Raw genomic sequence first — 20,330 nt, forward strand, 5'->3', positions numbered from 1 at the left:
CACTCTATGTTAATGAAAACTGCTTAAGCAGGTATATGGAGGTTTGCGGTATGAAGCTGAGGCTGTTTATGTGCCTGCTGTTCCTGTTTACGGCAGGATGTACCCGTGATGTAACGGTGTTCGAGTCCGCGGTTTATTCGCTGGAAGACGACAGGATTGCCGTGGATTGCTCCGACGAAGTGAATCGTAACCGGAAGAATCACACGGATGAGGGGTACCACTGTGAGGTGCTGGTCACCGAATCGACTTCCCTGAAGGCAAGTGGAGGAGGAGCTATCACGCTGGATGAGCTAAAGGAAGGCGATCTTATCCGCATCACGTTAAAAAAGCCGTTGAACATAAGCAAGAACAACAGAAGTTTTGAGGCCAAAGAAATTATGCTGCAAGCCCAATAAAACAGAGACGCTCTTTCACTGCGAAAGACGTCTCTCTTTTTCGTAAAACGGACCTCGTGCGTCATCGCTTACGGGTTCAGTTTCGCGCGCGGGAGCGTGATGAGAAACACAGTTCCCGATCTTGGCGAGCTTCGTACCGAGACGCTTCCGTTCATGGCGCGGATGGCTTGATAGGAGAAGGTGAGCCCAAGCCCGGTGCCGCTCATTTTGGTGGAATAGTAGATCGAACCGAGACGGCTTAGCTGCTCGGGTGTCATGCCGATCCCGTTGTCCTTGATTTCCACGGCCACCTGGTCCGTTTCTTCATAGACGGTAATGTTGACCATGCCGTTGTCGACGTCTTTGCACGCCTCGATCGCATTCTTAATAAAGTTGACCAGCAGTTGCTTGAGCTCTGCAGGACTCCCCGAAATGTAGAGATTCGACTGGGGAGAGTCCGTGCTGAGGGTGACGTTGCTCATATTGGCATATGAAGTCATAAGCTCAACGACGGACTTGATTTGGGCGGTAAGCTCGATTCGCTGCTGGAACGGCAAGTGAGGCTTGCTGATCGAGAGGTATTCGGACAAGATCTGTTCGGTTCGGCGAATTTCCTCCATGCTGATTTCTAGGAATCGTTCGGTCTTTTCCGGAGGGAACGTGCCGCTTTTGATCAATTGCAGGAACCCTAGCACGGTGGTCAGCGGATTGCGGACCTCATGGGCAAGGGAGGCGGCGACATGATTCACGGCTTCGGCTTTTTCATTCTGGATATACCGCAGATAAAGCTCCTTGTCGGATACGGACTTGTTAAACAGGGTCACGAGAAGCCATATCCCGAGCGAGTTATGAACCGGCATGGCTAAAATATTAAAAACAAAGTAATTCATGATGTAGTCAGGCTTGGTTATATAGAGTACCAGGAGCGGAAGGACCGAGAAGCTGATGCCGGCTATAAAAATGATCCATAATTTGTGTTTGCTTCGGTGATACAGGAATGACAGCAGAACGGACAGCGGGAACGTAAAGATCAAGATTATAATGGCGTCGATCGTGCCGGATCCGCCAATGTACAATCTGTAGATTAGAAATTCCACGAGCAGAATTGCCCCTGTCAGGAACCCTCCGAACAGCATGCCGAAGAACATAATGACATACCGTACGTCAAAGATCAGACCGCTTTGGACAGACGAAGCAAAGGTCATGGACAGCAGCATGCACAGCGAACAAATGACAATGATGAAATTACGGGAATAGTTGACTGTCAGTTTTCTGTAATAGATGTTGTATGCAACAAAAGGCATCAATGCAAACAACAGCTGCAGCAAAACATCTTTGATCACAGGCAGTAGGCCCACCCCTTTGAAGAGTATCGGATCGTCCGCTAGATTACCATGTCCATTCAAGTTCGACGTCAAATGGAAAAATCCTTGAGGCTTGAATAAAAATGACAAAAAAAATAATTCGTACTCAGATCGAAACGAGGTACATATAAATCCATCAAGAAAGCGCTTGCAGACAACCGATGTTCGACTCGGATACTCAGCACTTAAGTGAGAACACATTTCCATGAATGGGAGGGTTCACAAGTGAAGCTGAAAACCGTTCTGAGACCCATGTTCATTCTATTGCTGGCCGCGTCTTTTTTTGTCGCAGGGTGCCAAAGCGTAACGCCGCCGCCGACAGCATCAGAAACACCGCCGCCTAATGAAGGAGTTAAGACGCCCGGAGGAAGCGAAGAACCGGCACCGCAGGGCGATGCGAAAGCAACGCCGAGAAACGAAACGCTTTACGTGAACGGCTTGCAATGGGGAGCGCCCACGAATTTCAACCTGCTTAGCGGAAACCCGGCGTTTCCGATCAACTACGGAAATTCGAGGGAACTGGTGTATGAAACGTTGTTTATGGTCAACCAGCTCACAGGCGAGTTAGAGCCGCTGCTTGGGACCAAGTACGAATGGACCGACGATCTCAACTTGCGGATCGAGCTGAACCAGGATGCCAAATGGAGCGACGGCAAGCCGTTCACCTCCGACGATGTCGTCTATACCTACCAACTTGGCAAAAAGTATGACATCAACTGGAGCAGCTTCTGGACGTACATCGAGGACGTAACGGCAGACGGACCGCAGACGGTGAACATCAAACTCAATAAAGACAATCCGAACAAGTTGACGGTGCTCGACAGCATTGAGATCATGCCGATGCTGCCTAAACATGTCTGGGAAGAGGTCGAGAAGAAAGCCAACAACGACCTTGCCGCCATTCGGAAGGAAGTCAACGAGGACCCGATTGGAACAGGGCCTTATAAAATGTATTTTTACAATGACCAGAAAATCACGATTATACGGGACGATAACTATTGGGGCCAGAAGCTCTTTGGCAAGCTGCCGGCTCCAAAGTACATCACGCATGTCATCTATAAAGATAATGCCGCGGGCGATCTGGCGTTCAAGAGCGGCCAAGTCGACGTATCGCAGCAGTTTATTCCGCAGGTATGGAAAATGTGGGAGGGCGGGGCTCCGGTCAAAACCTATATCAAAGAGGCGCCTTATTATGTGCCGGGCTCCATGCCGTCGATTTTCTTCAACATGACAAAGGAAGGGCTCGACAATGCGGATGTTCGCAGAGCGATTGCCATGGCAATAGACTACGGCAAAATCTCGGAGCTGGCCATCAGCGGCTACTCCGCTCCGATGGAGCCGTCATTGACGCTCAATACGGAGGCCGAAGCGAAATATGTGGACCAGGCGGCCATCAAACCGCTCCAGTGGACAACGGACGTGGAGGCGGCCAATGCGCTGCTTGATTCCATCGGCGCCGCGAAAGGGAAAGACGGCATCCGCGTTCTGAACGGTACCCGACTCGGTCCGTTTGAGATTGAATGTCCGTACGGCTGGTCGGATTGGAACGCGGCGCTTGAGATCGTCGCCCAGAACGCGAAAGCGATCGGCATCGAGATTCGGACCAAATTCCCGGAAGCGCCGGTATGGACCAATGATCTTCAGACCGGCAAGTTCGACATTATCATGAACACGCCTGCGGGCGGAGTCAGCCCGAGCCAGCCGTGGAACCGCGCCATGACCATCATGTACTCCAAAGGCGTTGCGCCAATGGGCGAAATGGCATTCTACAACTGGGGCCGATACAAGAACGATCAGGCGGATGCCATCATCGAGAAGATTCCTACCATTTCGGACGAAGCCGAATTGAAAGCGCTCTACACCGAATTGACCCAAATCTGGTTGAAGGATATTCCGTCGATTCCGCTCATGTATCGTCCATGGGTATTCGATACGGTTAATGAATCGGTCTGGAAGGGCTTCCCGACCGAAGGGGACGGCAGCAACATCCCTCCTCAAATTTCCATGGACGGGGCCGGCATCAAGTCGCTGTATCAGATTCATAACTGAGGATATAACTCAATGAACGAAGACCTGTATTGGTGGATTAGCACCCCTGATATAGGTCTCTTTTCCACCAAATTCGAAGGTGCGATTCATGGGGGTGAGCTGCTTGAGTGTTTACGGAAAATATATCGTCAAGAAGTTCTTCTGGTATTTTCTGACGCTGGTAATCGCCGTTACGCTGAACTTTCTGTTGCCCCGGATGATTGAGGGGAATCCGGTCAGCATGATCGTGTCCGAGATGACGCAGGGGATGACCGACAGCGATACGATCAAGCGGGTCTATGAGACCTTTCTCGTGGAGTTCGGCATCGACAAGCCTTTATGGGAACAATTCTTCATCTATCTGAAAAATTTGGCGACCGGCAACCTGGGCACTTCGTTCGGGCTGTATCCGAAACCGGTCACGGAGATTTTGGCCTCGGCAGTGCCGTGGACGATCGGTCTCCAGCTTCCGGCCATCCTGGTTGGCTGGATCATCGGCAACGTGCTGGGCGCCGTTGCGGCATACCGCAAGGGCGTGTTCGATAAAGTGATTTTTCCGGTGGCTTTATTCGTGAATTCCATTCCGTTCTTCACGCTGGCCATCATCATGCTGTACGTGTTCGCGCTGTCCCTGAACTGGTTTCCGCTGCATGGCGGCTACGACTATCAGATGGTGCCGACGCTCAGCTTTGAATTCTTCGCTTCGGTGCTTCGGCATCACACGCTTCCGTTCCTGTCGATCGTGCTGGTGACCATCGGCGGTCAAGCCATCGGCATGCGCGAGATGTCCATCTATGAGCTGAATTCGGATTATGTGCTGTACAGCAAGCTGCTCGGGATACGGGATTCCAAGATCGCGAAATATGTATTCCGGAATGCCATGCTGCCCCAGATAACGGGACTGGCGTTATCCATCGGCACGATGGTAGGCGGCTCTCTGATCTGCGAGATCGTATTCAGTTATCCGGGGATCGGAACCTGGATGTTCACGGCGATCCGTCAGCTCGATTATCCGTTAATTTCGGGCTGCACCCTCTTGATCGCCCTGGCTGTGCTGCTGGCCAACTTTACGATCGACTTAATCTACGGCTGGATCGATCCGAGAATCAAGGCCGCTCAGATGGAGGATCAATAATATGAACAGTTCCTTTCGCATATTGATCAAATCGCCAAAGTTTATGTTCGGAGCCTGCATGCTGCTGGCCATGATCGGCATGGTGCTGATCTACCCGCTCTTTAACCGCAATGACCCGCTGGAAATGATCGCGCTGGCATATCAACCGCCGGACTCGAAGCTGCTGCTGGGGTCGGATAACTTCGGCAGGGATTTATTTCTTGAATTGATCTACGGCATTCGGACCTCCCTGCAGGTGGGGCTGATTGCCGGCGTATTTGCTACCGTTATCGGCCTTGTGATCGGTTTAGCCTCAGGTTATATCGGAGGCATGATCGATAATCTGCTGACCGCGATCACCAACATTTTCATCGTGATTCCTTCCTTTGTCATCCTGATTTTGATCTCGGTCAGCATCGATTCGCGCAGCTCGTTTGTCACGGCGGTCATCATCGGCATCACCAGCTGGCCCTGGACGGCCAGGGCCGTAAGGGCGCAAACCTCCTCATTGCGAAACCGGGATCACGTGAACATCGCCAAAATATCCGGGTACAGCACGCCGCGCATCATTGTCTCGGAGATTTTGCCGTACATCGCCTCCTATGTCGTGATGGCTTTCGTGCTGCAGACGGCATCGGGCATTCTCTCCGAGGCTTCCATCTCGATGCTGGGACTCGGCCCTTACAACACGATTTCCCTCGGCATCATCATGAATTGGGCGCTCGTCTTCGAAGCGCCGGTTGCCGGGGCCTGGTGGGCCTTTATCCCGGCGGCGATTTCCATCGCCATCATCACCTTCTCCTTGTACATGATGAACACCGGCATGGATGAAATATTCAATCCGAAGATTAGGAGCTGATGGGGCCTTGAGCACAAATATACTGGAAGTTAACGAATTGAAAACCTTTTACCGTACCCGGCTGAAGGAGCATGTATATGCCGTAGACGGCGTGAGCTTCTCGCTCGAGAAGGGGAAGACGCTTGGCATTGCCGGCGAATCCGGCTGCGGCAAATCGACCCTTGCCCTCAGCCTGATGGGATTCTATTTTCCGCCGCTGCATTTCGGCAGCGGCTCGATTGTCATCAACGGCACGGACATTATGAAGCTCGGCAAGGAACAGCTTCGTTCCCGGGTGTCGGGAAGAGAGATATCGTATATTCCGCAAGCGGCCATGAATGCCCTGAATCCAACGCTCAAAATCATTCGATTCATCGAGGATATCATGAAGGAGCACCGCCCCGAGCTGAACAAGAAGCAGGTGTGGGATATGGCGGCGGAGCGGTTCGAGACCTTGAATTTGTCGACCAAGGTGCTGAACTCCTATCCGAACGAGCTGTCGGGGGGCATGAAGCAGAGAACGGTCATCGCGATTTCCACCATTCTGAATCCGAAAGTGCTGATTGCGGACGAACCGACCTCGGCTCTGGACGTAACCTCGCAGAAAGCGGTAATCAAGCTGCTGAAGAGCCTGCTGGACCGCGGCTTTATCCAATCCCTTGTCTTCATCACGCACGAGCTGCCGCTGCTCTATCATGTAACGGATGACATCATCGTCATGTACGCGGGGGAAATCGTGGAGCGGGGAACCGCGGAGCAAATGATATTTGACCCGATCCATCCTTATACGAAAAAGCTGATGGGCTCCATCATCGTGCCCGAGGAAGGCATGAAGGGCCATAAGCTTGCCGCCATTCCGGGGACCCCGCCCAATCTGAAGAACGTGCCGGAGGGCTGCCGGTTCGCCGACCGCTGCTCCTATGTGCAGGATGCCTGCCGGAAGGGCAAGATAACGAGCCGGACCGTGGGGGATCGAATCTATCGGTGCATCGTGGAGCCTGATGTGCTTAAGGAGTGGTATGCGAATGAAGGGGAATGACGTACTGATTCGGGGAGAGCACCTCACGAAGGTGTTCGGATACGGGAAGCAGAAGACAACCGCCGTGGAGGATGTCAGCTTTACCTTTCATGAAGGCGAAATCATATCGATTGTCGGCGAGAGCGGAAGCGGCAAGACAACGCTGGCAAAAATGATCATGGGCTTACTGAAAGAGAGCAGCGGGACGATTGAATATATGGGCAAGCCGAGACGGCTGAAGCGGCATGGGGACCGCAAGCGCTACTGGAAGAACATTCAGGCGATTTTCCAGGACCCGTTCTCTTCGTTCAACCTGTTCTACAAAGTGGAGAAGCTGCTGCTCGACTGCATTAAGCTGCAGGGAGATAAACTGACGAAGGAGGAGCAATTCCGCAAGATGAAGGAAGCGTGTTCCTTCGTCAATCTAAAATTCGAAGAGCTGCACAATAAATATCCGTTCGAATTGTCCGGCGGGCAGATGCAGCGCCTGATGATCGCCCGGATTTTCATGCTTCATCCGAAGCTGCTTATTGCGGATGAACCGACCTCCATGGTCGATGCGTGCTCGCGGTCCACGATCCTTGATATGCTCTTGAAGCTGCGGGATGAGAACAACATGACAATTATATTTATTACCCATGACGTAGGGCTTGCTTATTATGTAAGCGATACGCTGTATATTATGGAACAGGGGAAAGTCGTGGAGCGCGGACCGGCGGAAGAGGTTATCCTGAACCCGCAGCATCCGTATACGCAGCAGCTGATATCGGATGTGCCCAAGATCCATTCCGAGTGGGATTTGGCATAAGGTTAGCTATGGAAAGCTTATGGAAAGCTCGAAGCGAGAAACGGCTTCGAGCTTTTATTTCGGCAAGAGACAAGAAACGGGAGTATCTCCACAGGTTTACCCTCCTGGATACGCAATAAAACTCCCTTTGATACGTAGTCTGTCATCTTGGCATGTACGTCGATCGACCATTTTCACTTAGGGCATGCACATGCATAGGACCACTGGCGCTTCGTATATTTTCGCAGATATGACATTCAGAAACGTGACATAAAATTTCTTGGTCCCTGATCTTCGCATTTGTGAAGGATCTGCCGATAAATGATATGGCTGCCATTGGGTTCGTCCCGCAGCCTGCATTCGGCATAACGCAAAGCCCCTGTCGTGGCTTGCGTGTATGCTTCATAAGGAGACTATCAAACATCATGCACAGCTACTTCTTGGGGGCAACCGTTTTGGTGTTGGCCGCCATGACGATTCTTTTCTTGATTATCTTATACAGATGTGGTTATCAGCGGAAGTTAAGCCATCGGGCCTTGGACATGGCCGAGAGCAGGTTCCGCATGCTTGACGATATGCTGCTTACGCTGGATGTCGGGATTTGGTCATACGATGTCGGCACCAGGACCATACGAAATACATCCTTGGCTTTTCATAAAATCACGGGTTATTCGCATCGCGATTTCTCGGACGGGCTCTCCTGGGAAACGATGATTCATCCCGAGGATATGGCGCTGTTCCGAACCTTGGTTGACAAGCTTCGGCAAGGCGAGGCGGTCCATACCGAATACCGCATCCTCCACGCGGAGGGCGACGTACGCTGGGTTCAGGTGAAAATGATTCCGACGATGAATGAGTCCGGGCAAATCGTCCGTACCGATGGCATTGCCATTGACATCACCACCCGATTCCGCATGGAAGAGGCGCTGTATGATATGGCGGAATGCAAGAAGATGGAGCAGGCGCTCAAGGAAAGCATGAACCGGTATCGCCGCCTTGTGGAATTATCGCCTATTGCCATCGCGGTGTGCAAAGAACGCAAGCTGATGTACGTGAATCCCGCCGGACTTCGGATCCTTGGAGCCGCTGGACCCGACAAGATCCTGGGCACCGATCCTTGGGACTGGGTGTTAGATCCCTATGAGGAGTGGGCACGCAAACGGCTTACGCAGCTGATTCGCAGCAGGCGGGTCGTGCCCGAGGAGTTATCCATAAAGCGGGTGGACGGAGAGCGGGTCGATGTCGTGGCGACGGCCCTGTATGACGAGGAATCGGACGCCATTGAAATTTTCTTCGAGGATATTACCGCCCGTAAATCAGCGGAAAGGGCTCTGATGGAGAGCGACCGTATCAACCGCCACATTCTGGATATCGCACCGGTCGCGATGTTCCTGCACTCCGATTTTTCTTACATTTATGCCAATCCTGCTGGCTTATCCTTATTGGGAATTACGGACATCGCGCAATTGGACGGCACCTCCTTCCAGGACGTGATTCCTTCCGACCAGCTCGAGTTCGTGGCGTCTGAGGTTGAACATGTGTACAAAAGCGGGACTACCTCCGAGCTCGCGGGAAATAAGCTGGTCCGGCTGGATGGAATGATCATCGATATCGAGGCCATCACGACGCCGATCCCTTATATAGGCGATAATACGGCGCTTACCATTATTCGGGATGTAACGGAACAGAAGCAGGCCGAACGCGAGCGGATTGCGGCAGAGCGCCTTGTCCGGGAGAGCGAGGACCGGTATTTCAGGCTTCAGATGAGCCTGGACCAATTCTCCTCGGATCTGTTCGGGATGGTGAAGATCAGCGAATTGAACGCCCGGATCGTGCAGGAGATCAGGAAAGTGCTGGGAACGGACCGGGTGAGCCTGATCCGTATCAACCACCACAGCCTGCATATCAAGATTCAAGGCGGCAGCAAAGAGCTGCCGCAAAGGGTGCTTCACGCTATCCATAAATGCGGCCCCGAGCATATTCCGCTTTGCAAGCTGTTTGAGACGTGCGACGGATATTTCGTCAAGATCGGGGAGATGAACGGGGACAGCAGTATCGTCTGCATCGCAGGCGAGGCTCCGCTGCTCATGATTCAGGCCAAGAAAATATGGCTGGAGACGATTACCCGCTATGCAAGCGTCCTGTACGATAATTTTCGCGTGATTGAGGACTTGACGAGGGAGCTGGAGAAGCTGGGATCCTCACAGCAGATCATGCCCCTTTGGCTGCTGCGGCTGATGCTGCATCTCTCCGAGAATGAGCGGAAGCGACTGTCCCAGGATCTTCACGATGCCGCGCTCCAGGAACAGATTATCTGGTACAGGAAATTGAATCAGATTACATCGGATCTTGATCTGCCGGAACATCTGCGTCCACAGCTGGAGGAGATTGAGCAGGGGCTTCTGGATGTCATTTATCAGATCCGAATCACTTGCAATGAGCTTCGCCCACCGCTGCTGAAGGAAGAGGGGCTGGAACGTTCGCTTGAGGCATTGTTTGAATTCACCCAGCTCCGCACCAATTACTCCATACAGTTCGACTGCTCGAACTTCGTTGATGATATCAGTGACGACCATTTGATCGGGTTGTACAGGATCGTTCAGGAGCTGCTGGCGAATGCCACGAAGCATTCCAATGCGACGGAGGTAAAGCTTCGTTTGTCCACCCAGTCGGATGAGGTCAATCTGAGTTATGAAGATAACGGAGTCGGAATCGATCCCAGCCAGAAGCCGGATCAATTCAACAGTATGGGAATCGGCGGCATGAAGGAAAGGGTGAGAAGCATGAACGGCAAAATCCAGTTCGACTCATCGGAGAGCGGGGGGCTGGCTGTCTATATATCGATAACGGCAAAGTAAGCATGAATACCGGCAAAGCAGCAAACAAGATACCAGACTAAAGGAGTCATGAGGGTTATGAAGATCGATATTTTATTGGTGGATGACCATCCCTCGGTGATGGAGGGAACCAAGGTGCTGCTCGAACAGGAAAAGGATATGTTCGTAAAGCTTGCGAATACGCCGGAGCGCGCGCTGGAACTGGTCCATACGGAGCGCTTTGACGTGATGCTGATCGATATGCATATGCCGGGGATGAACGGAATCGATTTGGCCAAGCAGATCCTCCGGATCGCTCCGAACGCGGTGATGCTGATCTATACGGGCTTTGAAGTCAGCAATCATTTTAACTTGATCATGGAGGCGGGACTGGCTGGTTTTGTCTCGAAGACGTCAGGCAAAGAGCAGCTGGTGACGGCTGTTCGATGTGCGCTGCGAGGCGAAGTGGTTCTTCCGTTGACACTTGTGAAGCAGCTCCGCCGCGTGACCGCGAATGGCCCGGAACGGACGGCGGGTGCGCCGGCAGCCCAGTCTATAACCGATAAAGAATACAGCATTCTCAAGGAAATCGCTCGGGGAAAGAGCAACAAGGAAATTGCGGGCACCGTCATCATGAGCCAGCGTTCACTGGAGTACTGCTTAACCAACCTGTTTCAAAAGTTGAATGTGAAGTCACGCATAGAGGCTGCGCTGAAAGCGAAGCAAATGGGGATTCTGTCGGATTCCGATTTTGTTCAGATAAGCTGATAAACTCGGTCTTTTTTCTATAAGTTCAGACGATATCCAAAGCATGTTTCGACATGACTCCGATTCATTTCGTGAAGATTCGACAATAAACCGCAAGGCATCCCGCAAAATTCTTGCGTGAGCACGCAAGAGAATTTCGGTTACGAACGGTAAGCAAGTGTATATGCTTATGTTACTGGATGGATATAGTCTGTAAGTAGGAAGGGTGGTAACTTGCGGCATGACAAAGGACCTATTTGAATATGGCGTCGATGATCTCTTGTCACGGGAAGAGATTGAGGAAGTTTTGGCGCAGCTTGAAGAAGAGTGGAATGAATTTAACAGCCGGAAGAAGCGAGGGTGACTCATAATGAAACGATGGAAATCTCTGTTTGCGATGAAACTTCAAAGTCGCATGCTGCTTATTATTTTGGGAGCAATCACGATATTTTTAGGCAGCATGATGACCTATATCAGCATGACGACAACGGAAGAAGCTCTCGATTCGGCGAAGACGCTTGCAGTGACGACGAGTGAGAAGATCGGCGCGCTGGTCCAGGCCGAACTTGACGATGTCATGAACTCTGCACGTACTTTGGCCGTAAGCTTCGTTGGTATGAAAGAGACCGGCACAACGAATCGTCAAGCCATTAATGAAATATTGAGAAGAAACCTGGAGGATAATCCGTCCTGGAAAGGAATCTGGACGTTATGGGAGCCGGATGCTTTTGACGGCCGGGATAACGATTACCGAAACAAACTCGGCAGCGACCATTCGGGACGCATGATGTCCTACTGGGCAAGGACGGAAGCGGGTCTGGAGCGTTCGATTATAGAGGATTACGAGCAGGAAGGGGAAGGCGACTTCTATCTTCTGGCGAAGAACAGCGGCAAAGAGATCATTATGGATCCGTACGAGTTCAAAGTAGGCAACGAGGATGTCATGATGACGTCGCTCGTCGTGCCGATTATCGATAACGGCAAGACCGTCGGCGTGGTGGGCGTCGATGTATCCCTCGCACATCTGCAAAGCGTCATGGAGCAATTCCGGTTATTTGATACGGGGTATGCGCATATTTATTCGAATACCGGCGTGATCGTAACGTCGCCGGAGGACGGATTGATGGGACAGAAGCTGGAAGAAGCATATCCTGGCAAGACGGTTCCCCTCATACTGGATGCCATTCGGGAAGGGGCTGTCTATACCGAGGAAGACTCCGCGCTGTATAAGCTGTATACGCCGATTAAGACCGGATTGACCGAAACGCCATGGTCGGCCGCCATCATTATACCGATGGGGGAGATTACGGCAAATTCGGATGCTTTGATCATCTCCATCATAGCGGCAGGCGTGATTACCTTGGCTGCCTTGGCGGCCATCGTGATCCTGTTAACGAGATCCATCGTGAAACCGCTGGGCGTTTCCGTAGCGATCGGCGAATCCATGTCCAAGGGAGACTTCACGCAGGAGGTACCCGCGGATTATCTTCGCAGGGCGGATGAAATCGGAACGCTGTCCCGGGTATTCGCTCAGCTGCTGGAGAGCATGAGGGAAATGATCGGCAAAGTGAATATGAATGCATCCTCGGTTGCCGCCGCTTCGCAGCAGCTGTCGGCCGGTGCCGAGGAGCTTGCGGTGGGCAGCAGCAGTCAAGCTGAATCCGTGCAAACGGTCAGCGAATTGTTCCAGGAATGGTCCAATGCCATCAATTCCGTTGCAAGCGATGCATCGGCAGCGTCCGAGCTCGTGAACCAGACTTCCGGGATTGCAGCGGAAGGCAGCGGAATCGTCCAGCAGTCGGTGGAAGGCATGAATCGGATACGCGAGCATGTTGCCAAGCTAGAGACAGACTCCCAGCGTATCGGCGAAATCATCGAGGTAATCGACGATATCGCCAAGCAGACGAATCTGCTTGCGCTCAACGCCACGATCGAGGCTGCACGGGCAGGGGATCAAGGGAGAGGGTTCGCCGTGGTGGCGGATGAGGTGCGCAAACTAGCCGAACGAAGCGGCGGAGCCACGAAGCAGATTGCCGACATTATCAAAGGCATGCAGAAGAATACGGCCGATAGCGTGGAGGCGGTGCATCAGGGCGTCATCCATACGGAAAAAGCGGGCGAAGCCTTTGCTCATATTACAAGCATGGTGAATGAGTCGGCAGGCAAAGTCATGGATATTGCCGCCGCCAGCGAGGAGCAGGCGGCCCAGGCTGCAGAAGTGGCGACGGCTATCGAGACGATCTCTTCTTCCACGGAGGAAACGGCGGCTACAAGCGAGGAATCCGCTGCAACGGCACAATCGCTTGCCGAGCTTGCCGAAGAGTTGAACCATACCGTCTCCGCTTTCAAAATCTCGTAGCACCACTGCTATAATGATGATAAGCTTGGCCTAAGGGCCAGGCTTTTTTATATGCGCGTACCGTGGTCACCGAGTTCTGTAAGTTTGTGGTGTCGAGGGGCGTTTTTTATAAACCGAATGCTGTTCTGCTTATGACAAAGGGGAGGAGGAGTGGTTGTGAACGGCAGCTTGTTTCAGCAAATGCTGGAAGAGGGGGATTATGTCCCGCGCTTTTATGCCTATTATTATAAACAGTGGATGAATTATGAAATGCCCTACCATCAGCATGATTCAACCGAAATCATGTATATGATTTCCGGAGTATGCCGGATTGACGTGAAGGCAGGCGATACGGAGAAGAGCGTCATTTTGAAGAAAGGAGAGTTCATGGTGCTGGATGCCGGTGTTCCGCATCGGTTAATCGTGGATCAGGCCGCCTCATGCCGAATGCTGAACGTGGAATTCGGTTTTATGGAAAGTGAAGGGATGGCGCCATCTTTAAGGCATATCGTCGGAGAAGAAGAAGAGGTATCTTTTCTCTTAAAGCGGCCGTTCCGCTATTTGGTGCTGGCTGATCAGGAGGAGGTATATCCGGTGCTGAAAAGCCTTGTGCTTGAGCTTGATCAGAGAGGTACCGACGGCAGGATGATGACGCATGCGCTGTTTATACAGCTGCTGGTATGCATCGCCCGTTTGTATGAAGAAAGAGAACGCAGCGACATGCAGCAGAGCGATTTCTATATTAAACGAAGCGTCGATTATTTACATCAGAATTATGACCGCCAGATTCAGGTGAAGGACGTAGCCGCGGAAGTGAATCTGCATCCCGGTTATTTGCATCGGGTATTCCGCAGAGGGACAGGCAGGACGATAACCGAGTACCTGACAACGATCCGAATGGAAAAGGCCAAGATGCTGCTGGAGCAGACGGATATCCCCATCCATGAAATATCGGATTATGTGGGTGTGGGCAGCAGGCAGTATTTTCATATGTTATTCAAGAAGTATACGGGCAGCACGCCGGTGGAATATCGTCTTCGGAAAGACCGGAATGCCTGGAACTACGGTGAAGACGATGTCGACGATAAGAAGTGAGGATTTTTGACTCCGAAGGGTCCAAGAGGTCATGATTTTGATAACGCTTACCGCCCCTCCATTGCTACAATGGGTACAATCTAATTAGTAGCTTAGGAGAGGATAAAATGTCATTTAAGGTTGCTTTTATCGGAGCGGGAAGCATCGGCTTTACCCGGGGGATTCTGCGCGATTTGCTGACCGTACCGGAGTTCCGGGATATCGAGGTCGCTTTCACCGACATCAGCCGGCATAACTTGGAGATGGTCACGGAATTATGTCAGCGGGACATTAATGAGAACGGGCTGTCGATTGCGATCCAGTCCACCACGGATCGAAGGCAGGCACTGCAGGATGCCAAATACGTCATTTGCACCATCCGCGTGGGCGGTCTGGAGGCATTCCGCACGGATGTGGACATTCCGCTGAAATACGGCATCGATCAGTGCGTGGGCGACACGCTCTGCGCAGGAGGCATCATGTACGGCCAGCGGGGAATCCCCGAGATGCTGAACATCTGCCGGGATATTCGCGAGGTGTGCGCGCCCGATGTCCTGCTGCTGAATTACTCGAATCCGATGGCCATGCTGACATGGGCATGCAATCGGTATGGAGGCGTGCGGACGGTGGGTTTATGCCATGGCGTGCAGCATGGGCACCACCAGATTGCCGAGGTTTACGGTTTAAAGAAACAGGACGTCGATATTGTCTGTGCCGGAATCAATCATCAGACCTGGTATATTCAAGCTTCGCATCAAGGCAAGGACTTGACGGCCGGGCTGCTGGAGGCGTTCGAGCGCCATCCGGAATACAGCAGGACGGAGAAGGTCCGCATCGATATGCTCCGGCGTTTCGGATATTACAGCACCGAATCCAACGGCCATCTAAGCGAATACGTGCCTTGGTACCGCAAACGGCCGGAGGAAATTACGGAGTGGATTGATCTCAGCAGCTGGATCAACGGAGAGACGGGCGGGTATTTGCGAGTCTGCACCGAGGGGCGCAACTGGTTCGAGACCGATTTTCCGAACTGGATGAAGGATCCGGCAATGGAATTCAAGCCGGAGCACCGGGGAGAGGAGCACGGCTCCTACATCATTGAAGGCTTGGAGACCGGCAGGGTATACCGGGGACACTTTAATGTGGTGAATGAAGGCATTATCGCTAACCTGCCGGAGGATGCCGTCATCGAGGCACCGGGATACGTTGACCGCAATGGCATTTCCATGCCGCTTGTCGGGAATTTGCCTCTTGGCCCGGCTGCCGTATGCAGCGTAAGCATATCCGTTCAACGGCTGGCGGTTGAAGCGGCGGTTCATGGAGATGACAAGCTGCTTCGGCAGGCGTTTATGATGGATCCGCTGGTCGGTGCGGTATGCAATCCGAAGGAAATCTGGCAGCTGGTCGATGAAATGCTGGTAGCCGGTGAAGCATGGCTTCCCCAGTATTCGGCTTCGATCGCCGAGGCGAAGGAACGTCTGGCGGCCGGCAATCTGATCCCGACCCGCTCGTATGAAGGCGCAGCCAGACTCAAGGTGAAAACGGTGGAGGAGATGCAGCTCGATCGGGAGAAAGCGAATAAAAACGCAGGTGAATCCGATAAAGGGAAAGATCGCGAAAAAGTGTAAGCAGATTGCACATCAGCGAAGGCAATCAGAGATTACAAGGCAAGTCTTTCATGTATACGCAAGTATGGTATCACTTCTGGCAGAGGATGGTATAACGGACAAAAATCCGTTATAATCCGTCTGCCGGGAGTGATTTTTTGTATGCCGTTCCTCTTGTCCCGGCATATACTACGGATATATAGATGAAAATTCGGATGGACAATCCCTGACCTTAGACAGGTACACAGTTTGGGTAAAAATGGGTACAATGCAATTAGATAGGCAAAGCTGACCACGAAGGAGGCCATGGGAATGATTATTGGGGTTCCCAAAGAAATCAAAAATAACGAAAACCGCGTAGGCATGACGCCGGGTACCGTTATCAGTTTCAGGAATGCCGGGCATGAAGTGCTTGTCCAATCCGGAGCCGGTCTGGGGATCGGTTTTACCGATGAAGATTATGAGGCGGCCGGAGCCAAAGTGGTTGCAACGGCTGCGGAGGCTTGGAAAGCCGAGATGGTGGTGAAGGTAAAGGAACCCCTGCAGGAGGAATATGACTACTTCCAGGAGGAAATGATTCTATACACTTACCTGCACCTGGCCCCCGAACCGGAGCTGACCAAAGCGCTGGTGGACCGCAAAGTGAGCGCCGTTGCTTATGAAACGATACAGCTGGCGGATGGCAGCTTGCCGCTGCTGACCCCGATGAGCGAGGTGGCGGGAAGAATGTCCATTCAGATCGGGGCGCATTTCCTGGAGAAGGCGCATGGCGGCAAAGGCGTGCTGCTAAGCGGCGTCCCGGGGGTTGCTCCGGGCAAGGTCGCCGTCATCGGGGGCGGCATCGTCGGCACCAATGCGGCACGAATTGCGCTGGGACTCGGTGCGGACGTCAGCATTCTTGATATTAATCCCGTCCGGCTTCGTCAGCTGGATGATCTCTTTCAAGGGCGGGTCAAAACGATCATGTCCGATCCGTATCACATTGCGGAAACGGTTAAGGCCGCCGATCTCGTCGTGGGTGCGGTGTTGATTCCCGGCGCCCGGGCTCCTCGCCTCGTCACGGAAGAGATGGTGAAAGAGATGAGCCCGGGATCGGTCATCGTGGACGTGGCGATTGATCAAGGAGGCTCGATCGAGACGATCGACCGGATCACCACCCATGATCATCCGACCTATGAAAAACATGGCGTCATCCACTATGCCGTTGCCAATATGCCGGGCGCCGTAGCCCGTACCTCCACCATGGCATTGACCAATGTAACGGCACCCTACGGGTTGAAAATAGCAAGCAACGGAATCCGGTCTGCCGCCCGCCACGACAAGGCGCTGGCCAAGGGCATCAATGTCATCGGAGGCAAAGTGACCTATGAAGCCGTGGCGGCAGCTCATGGTTATGCGCATACCAGCATTGACGACTATCTGCTGGCATAGAAAAAACATAAAAAGAGCCATTTTTCAAAAATTTGACACGATACCGAGGTATATTGCGTAAACCTTGGGGATGAACGATTTAGCCAGCGTGAGCAAAGTTGAGAGATGGCTTTTTATGTTGGCCTGGATATCCGATATATATAGAAAGGTCTTTGGTTTGTAGCGAATGGGGGAGAGGGCTTGAAATGAAACGTATGCGATGGTTGATTGTCATGCTGGTTCTGATCATAGGGACCGGCACATCGGTATGGGCTGCGGGTATTCCGTCCAAACAAGGGCTGGTGCGAGATACGGCCGGCTTGTTTGATTCGTCGCAGCGGCAGTATTTGAGTAAAATCGCCAAAGGGGAGCAGATCCGTGTCTTTGTATTGACGGTTCCGGGTTTGGAAGGTCAAAGTCCGACGGATTATGCCAATGCAGCGTACGATGCCTGGAATTTGGGCACGGCGGATGTTTTGCTGCTGATCTCTTCGGGAGACCGGAGCGTGGAATTCAATTTTAACAATCCGCGGCTGCAGCAAGCCATCGACGAATGGAGCAGGAGTAAGGAGAAGGGTACCGGCAGTTCCGCCATAACCGCCATGCTGGACGCTTATTTCATACCGCATGCGAAGGAGGGAAGTTTCTCGAAGGCCAGCGCGAGCATGATCCACCAGGTCCATCGCCTGGCAGCTCTGCCCGCCGGTGAAGATCCCGTTCAGGGAGATGATCATAAGGCCGAGGCGGTATCACCGGCAACCGAGAACAAGGGGAGCGTCAAATCCACGGATGAAACAACCCGGTCAACGTCCACGGCAGATACCGCCGCCCCTCTGAAGATCGAGTTTCCGAAGCTCCCATGGATCGAAATGGTTGCTGGGGGATTGGGAATCACGCTGATCTTTATGTTGATCAGGGGTTACCTTAAAAAGCGCAAACTGTCCATGATTTCGGAGCAGTTCGCTGAATTGCTGGTCAAATGCAACGCAAGTCTCGAGAAGGTAGGCGCCTATCAGGGGATTGCTCAAGGCAAGACAGGCAGAGCGGTGCAGGAAATCGCAGATCGTTTGTCCGAGTTTATGGTGGCTGCCGCAGAGAGTAAAACCGAGCTGCAGGAGACCCGGATTTTCATCCTGCGTTATTCTTCCATGGATGAAGCCATCCAGCGGTTTTCGAAAATCGCCGATCGGCTGGAGCATGGGATCAAGGCCGAAGATAACCGGATTACCGTCATCGAGCATGCCGATAAAACGGCGAAAGGGAGAACCACGGAGCTGCACGCGGATTACACGGTGCTTAAGCAAACCCTTGACCGGACAGCAGCCGATACGGGATATCCCTTCCCGATCTTGTACCAAGAGCTTGAAGGGATGGAACAAGATATTCAGCGCGCCGTCGAGCTTCAGCTGTTTGACCCGCTGGAGGCGCAGGAGGTTCTAAAGGCAGCCGAGCAGAAGCACTCCATGAGCAAGAGCAACATCGAAGACGTGGCTGTTTATGTTAAGGAAGCTCATGAATTTTCGGATCAGTCGGCGGCTATTCGCGCCGAGATTGTTAAGATCATAGAAACCCACCAGTTGTATCGGATCAAGGTCCGGCCTTTTGAGCGGCTGGATGATGCCCGGGAGCAGATGAACCAACTGGAAAATTATCTCCGTCAAGGGAATATGGGGGAAGTTCGCAAGTCTTCGGAACGTGCGCACGCTATGCTGAAAGAGGCGCTGGGCATGACTAGACGGCAGGCGGAGCTGAGAAGACAGAATCGAAACGATCTGGATCGGTTGTATGGGCAAATACAACAATTTCATAACGAAAGCTCCGTGCTGCAATCGATGCTGAATCATTGCAGAAGCCAGTATGTACCGAGACATTGGCAAAGCTGGGAGCAGGCTTTGGCGAAGGAATCGCAGGAGGTCCGAATGGCGGACGGTAAACTTCCGGAGGCCGAACGCTTGACGCACGACGAGGTGCAGGAGTTCGAAGAGGCGAGCGAGATCATTGAGAACGAATCGATGACGATGGCCCGCGTGCTGCAATGGGTACGGGAAATGAAGGAAACGCTTGAAGGCCTGGATGATCGGCTGCAAGCTGTACGCCGTGAATTGGCAGCAGCTCAAGAAGTGTTTGTCAGTCAGCAGAAGACCCTGCAGATTCATAACGTAGTCACGAGCAACCACTCGCTTCTGTTAGGGCTGCCTGATTCATTTTGGAGAAATGTACAGACCGTGGGCGATGCGCTCTCATCCCCGTTGTATGATCTGGATTATCTGGAGAGCGCAGCGAGGAGCTGTACCCAAGATGCCGAGCATTTTGCCTACGGGGTCCAAGACATTGTACGTCAGAAGGAGGAAGCCGAACGACTATCCGTTCAGATCGAGCAGCGTTTCAAACAAGTTTCGCGGAGGGCCAGCAGGGGATTCAAGAAAAATTACAAGTCTTATCGGCTTCGAGTCGAGCAGTTATTTGAGCAGGGGATGTATGCGGAAGCCTCGCATGAACTGTTGAATATCGCGGAATATATCGATCGGGTAGAAAGGGAGATTCGCCATCAGGAAATGCTGGAGCAGCAGCGCAGGGCGGCCCAGCAGCTCCAAAGAGCGGCCGATCAAGCGAGAAGAGCCGCGGCGGACGCCCGCAAAGCGGCAGCGCAGAACAGCAGCCGGTCATCGGGCTCCAGCTGGGGAAGCTCCTCCGGTTCCTCGCATTCCTCGGGCGGTTCCGGCTGGGGGGATTCGTCATCCGGAAATTCGTCCGGCGGATCAAGCTGGGACAATAACAATTCCTCCGGTGGATCGAAGTGGTAACCGGAGGGCAG

14 protein-coding genes and 2 pseudogenes are annotated in these 20,330 nt (G+C 52.7%); 15 read left to right on the plus strand and 1 reads right to left on the minus strand.

What is annotated here, in order from left to right; all coding sequences use genetic code 11:
• Positions 1–50: 50 nt before the first annotated feature.
• The gene (locus MHH82_RS06825) at positions 51–395 is read left to right on the plus strand and encodes a hypothetical protein (RefSeq protein ID WP_015733865.1); all 345 of its coding nucleotides are present in this window, start codon (positions 51–53) and stop codon (positions 393–395) included.
• Between the two features lie 68 nt (positions 396–463).
• Here the strand turns inward: MHH82_RS06825 and MHH82_RS06830 are convergent, their stop codons facing one another.
• Positions 464–1,717 carry a sensor histidine kinase gene (locus MHH82_RS06830; RefSeq protein WP_228468782.1) on the minus strand — a complete coding sequence of 418 codons (1,254 nt, stop codon included), beginning with the start codon at positions 1,715–1,717 and terminating at the stop codon, positions 464–466.
• A gap of 246 nt (positions 1,718–1,963) precedes the next feature.
• On the opposite strand from MHH82_RS06830, the gene MHH82_RS06835 reads away from it, so the two are divergent.
• From MHH82_RS06835 to MHH82_RS06895, 14 genes and pseudogenes are all read left to right on the plus strand, one after another.
• Complete coding sequence (locus tag MHH82_RS06835) at positions 1,964–3,787, plus strand: ABC transporter substrate-binding protein (RefSeq protein ID WP_340964598.1); 1,824 nt, start codon at positions 1,964–1,966, stop codon at positions 3,785–3,787.
• Between the two features lie 103 nt (positions 3,788–3,890).
• Positions 3,891–4,901 (plus strand): ABC transporter permease, encoded by a 1,011-nt coding sequence (locus tag MHH82_RS06840; RefSeq protein ID WP_085981266.1) that lies wholly within the window; start codon positions 3,891–3,893, stop codon positions 4,899–4,901.
• A 1-nt stretch (position 4,902) separates the two neighbouring features.
• Positions 4,903–5,739, plus strand: coding sequence for an ABC transporter permease (locus tag MHH82_RS06845; RefSeq protein WP_009591588.1), 837 nt, complete (start codon positions 4,903–4,905; stop codon positions 5,737–5,739).
• Positions 5,740–5,746: 7 nt separating this feature from the next.
• Positions 5,747–6,757: an ABC transporter ATP-binding protein gene (locus tag MHH82_RS06850; protein ID WP_015733868.1), complete on the plus strand. Its 1,011-nt coding sequence runs from the start codon at positions 5,747–5,749 to the stop codon at positions 6,755–6,757.
• On the plus strand, positions 6,744–7,544 hold the full coding sequence (locus MHH82_RS06855; RefSeq protein ID WP_009591620.1) for an ABC transporter ATP-binding protein: 801 nt from the start codon (positions 6,744–6,746) through the stop codon (positions 7,542–7,544). Before MHH82_RS06850 ends, MHH82_RS06855 begins: the two co-directional genes overlap by 14 nt.
• Positions 7,545–7,948: 404 nt before the next feature.
• Positions 7,949–10,381, plus strand: coding sequence for a sensor histidine kinase (locus MHH82_RS06860; protein ID WP_340964606.1), 2,433 nt, complete (start codon positions 7,949–7,951; stop codon positions 10,379–10,381).
• Between the two features lie 57 nt (positions 10,382–10,438).
• Entirely contained in the window at positions 10,439–11,107 is a 669-nt protein-coding gene (locus MHH82_RS06865) for a response regulator transcription factor (protein WP_015733871.1), read from the plus strand.
• Between the two features lie 220 nt (positions 11,108–11,327).
• Positions 11,328–11,450 carry a hypothetical protein gene (locus tag MHH82_RS06870; protein WP_255250579.1) on the plus strand — a complete coding sequence of 41 codons (123 nt, stop codon included), beginning with the start codon at positions 11,328–11,330 and terminating at the stop codon, positions 11,448–11,450.
• Between the two features lie 252 nt (positions 11,451–11,702).
• A pseudogene (locus MHH82_RS41625) lies at positions 11,703–12,104 on the plus strand (cache domain-containing protein); the annotation flags it as partial.
• Between the two features lie 591 nt (positions 12,105–12,695).
• Positions 12,696–13,445: pseudogene (locus MHH82_RS41630) on the plus strand (methyl-accepting chemotaxis protein); the annotation flags it as partial.
• A 156-nt stretch (positions 13,446–13,601) separates the two neighbouring features.
• On the plus strand, positions 13,602–14,519 hold the full coding sequence (locus MHH82_RS06880) for an AraC family transcriptional regulator (protein WP_015733873.1): 918 nt from the start codon (positions 13,602–13,604) through the stop codon (positions 14,517–14,519).
• A gap of 107 nt (positions 14,520–14,626) precedes the next feature.
• Positions 14,627–16,126: an alpha-glucosidase/alpha-galactosidase gene (locus MHH82_RS06885; protein ID WP_015733874.1), complete on the plus strand. Its 1,500-nt coding sequence runs from the start codon at positions 14,627–14,629 to the stop codon at positions 16,124–16,126.
• Between the two features lie 291 nt (positions 16,127–16,417).
• Positions 16,418–17,536: an alanine dehydrogenase gene (gene ald, locus MHH82_RS06890; RefSeq protein WP_015733875.1), complete on the plus strand. Its 1,119-nt coding sequence runs from the start codon at positions 16,418–16,420 to the stop codon at positions 17,534–17,536.
• Between the two features lie 185 nt (positions 17,537–17,721).
• On the plus strand, positions 17,722–20,319 hold the full coding sequence (locus tag MHH82_RS06895) for a TPM domain-containing protein (protein ID WP_251499349.1): 2,598 nt from the start codon (positions 17,722–17,724) through the stop codon (positions 20,317–20,319).
• Positions 20,320–20,330 lie beyond the last annotated feature (11 nt).

The sequence above is a fragment of the Bacillus sp. FSL K6-6540 genome (assembly GCF_038007545.1).